The organism is Streptomyces botrytidirepellens, assembly GCF_003721215.1.
GTDB classification, from domain to species: Bacteria; Actinomycetota; Actinomycetes; order Streptomycetales; family Streptomycetaceae; genus Streptomyces; species Streptomyces himastatinicus.
This window is the reverse complement of record NZ_RIBZ01000537.1, coordinates 1-2,585: the sequence shown is the minus strand read 5'-3', so window position 1 is coordinate 2,585 and position 2,585 is coordinate 1. Positions and strand designations below refer to the sequence as shown.

The 2,585-nt window shown below is 75.7% G+C and carries 2 protein-coding genes and 1 pseudogene; all 3 read right to left on the bottom strand.

Features of this window, described 5'->3' with window-relative positions:
- Positions 1 to 360: pseudogene (locus tag EEJ42_RS51285) on the bottom strand (IucA/IucC family protein); the annotation flags it as partial.
- The gene (locus EEJ42_RS32470) at positions 357 to 1,586 is read right to left on the bottom strand and encodes an ATP-grasp domain-containing protein (protein ID WP_123105509.1); all 1,230 of its coding nucleotides are present in this window, start codon (positions 1,584 to 1,586) and stop codon (positions 357 to 359) included. The pseudogene EEJ42_RS51285 and the gene EEJ42_RS32470, both read right to left, overlap by 4 nt.
- 145 nt (positions 1,587 to 1,731) lie before the next feature.
- On the bottom strand, positions 1,732 to 2,585 hold an 854-nt coding region (locus EEJ42_RS32465; RefSeq protein WP_281291557.1), incomplete at its 5' end, for a carboxyl transferase domain-containing protein.

Sequence of the window (2,585 nt, the reverse complement as noted above, 5' to 3'; positions counted from 1 at the left end):
GGACCCGGGGCCTGAGCCCCCGGCCCCGGGCGACGCCGCGCGGCCCTCGCCGGGGCCACCCGCGGCGGGGAGCGGCGGGCCATTCGAGCCCGGCTCAGGGCCGGACACCCCGGCCGGGGGTGGCGACTCGCATTCCAGCCTCACCGGGCGGCGGGCGCGGATTTCGCACTGGAAGCCGTCCGGTTCCACCGGAAGCAGCACGGTTCCGCCCTCCCTCAGCGCGATGCGCAGCCAGTCGCCGTCGGTGCGGCGTACGGTGCGGGCGCGGCTGCGCAGGCGGTACGCGTCCTCCCGGAGCAGGGTGTCGAGCACCCGGCCGAGGAGTTCCTCCTCGGCCTCCTCCCCTTCCGCGCGGCTCATGACGCGATCTCCCACCGGTGGGCCGCCAGGAACTCCGTCACGGCCGCGTCGATCCGCCCCTGGTCGGTGCCGGTCGCGCGCAGGACGCCGAGGAAGTCGCGGTTGGTGCGGTAGAGGGGGTGTTCCTCGCCGATCTCGCGCAGCGGGCGGTAGTCGAGCCGCACGCCGTCGCGTTCGGTCACGCTCGCCGCCGGGGCGGCGACGAGGCGGCCGGGGCGGTCGGCCGTGACGTACTCCATGCGGACCCGGCCGTCCGTGCGGGCGCCGAGGTCGGGCGGGAGCGGTTCGCCGAGGTGGGTGCGGAGGATGTGCTCGAAGAGCGGGATGCCGAGGAGTTCGGCGAGCACCAGGTCGCATTGGTCGCCGATGGCACGGTAGTTCACCTCGATGAGGCGGGCCCGGTCGCCCTGGACGACGTATTCGGTGTGGCAAGCGCCGAATCCTACTCCCAGCGCCCGGAGTTGGGCCAGCACCTGGCCGGTGTGGGGCTGTGGGGGCGGGGCGGGCAGGAGGTGCAGCCGTTCCTCGATGAAGTGCGGCGGCGGGGAGACGTCGGTGCGGAAGGCGCCGAGGACGTGGAGGGTGCGGCCGTCGCCGAGGGTTTCGAGGGTGCGCAGTTCGCCGTGCAGGTACTCCTCGACCACCAGCGCCGCGTCGGGCCGGTGGGCGCGTATGTCGCGGCAGGTGCGGACGAGTTCGGCCGCGTCGGCGACGAGGACGACGTCCTCGCTGGCCACGCCCTCGCGCGGCTTGACGACGCAGGGGAAGGGCGCGTCGAGGTCGGCGAGGGCGGACGGGTCGTCGCCGGTGCCGAGTTCGGTGGACCAGATCGTGTCGGCACCGGCCGCGGCGAGGGCGCGGCGCAGCTCGGCCTTGTTCTTGGTGCGGAGGGCGACGCGCCAGTCCTTGCCGGGGAGGTCGAAGTACGCGGCGGCGAGGGCGGCCTGGGTCTGGAGGTGGTCGCTGTTGGTGAAGACGGCGCGGGGCCGTCGGCCGTCCGGGGCGGCGGCGATCCGACTGATGACCTCGCGGAAGTCCCGTACGTCGCAGGGAGCGACGTCGAGCGTGGCGGGGAGCTGTCCGCCGAGGTCCGCGTGGCGGGCGTACGCGCGCTCGTGCGCCTCGGGCTGGTCGGTGAGCAGGGTGACGGCGAGCCCGAGGCGGGCGGCGGCGGGGAGGAAGCCTTCGGTGACGGAGTCGGTCGGGTTGAGGGCGAGCAGGTGGATTGGCGCGGGGTGGGCAGGGGCAGGGGTGGAGGACGGCCGGGGTGCCGTGTCGAGATCATTCTCGTTCACGAGCCGAGATTAGGTTAGGCATGCCTAAGACTGCCAATTCGGCTGGCCGGCACGCCCGTTTGGCCCTGTTACGCCGTCAACTCGGCAGCCCGATGCGGCGGTGCCGGGCCCGGCGCGCGGCGAGCCGCTCCTCGGGGTCCTGGGCGCGGAGGGTGGCGAGTTCGGCGCCGAGTATGTGCCCGAGGCGTCCGAGGAACCCGTCGCCTTCACCCTCCTCCTCGCCCTCCTCCACGATGCGATCCACGATGCCGTCGGCCAGCAGGTCGGCGGAGCGCACCCCCTGCCGGTCGGCGACCTCGTACGCCCGCTCCGTGGTCCGGTGGAGGATGGCGGACGCGCCCTCGGGCGGCAGCGGCGACAGCCAGGCGTGCCGCGCGGCCACGACCCGGTCGGCGGGCAGCAGCGCGAGCGCGGCCCCGCCCGCGCCCTGGCCGAGCAGCAGGCAGAGGGTGGGCGCGGGCAGCGTGACCATGTCCGCGAGACACCGGGCGATCTCCCCCGCCAGCCCGCCCTCCTCGGCCTCGCGGCTGAGCGCCGCGCCGGCGGTGTCGATGACGGTGAGCAGCGGCAGCCCCAGCTCGGCCGCGATGCGCATCCCGCGCCGCGCGGTACGCAGCCCGGCGGGTCCCAGCGGCTGGCCTTCGGCCGACGCGCGCTCACCGCCGCGGCGCCCGCGACGGTTGTGCCCGAGCACCACACAGGGCACCCCGCCGACCCGCGCGAGGGCGAGCAGCAGCCCGGGATCGTGCTCCCCGGCGCCGGTCCCGCTGAGCGGACTCACGTCCTCCGCGGCGACCCGCAGCAGATCCCGCACCCCGGGCCGGTCCTCCCGACGCGAGGCCCGGATCGACTCCTCGGCCGAGGGCCCGACCGCCGTGGCCCCCGCACCCCCGCGCCCCGCCACGTCGCCGCGCCCCGCCACGTCGCCGC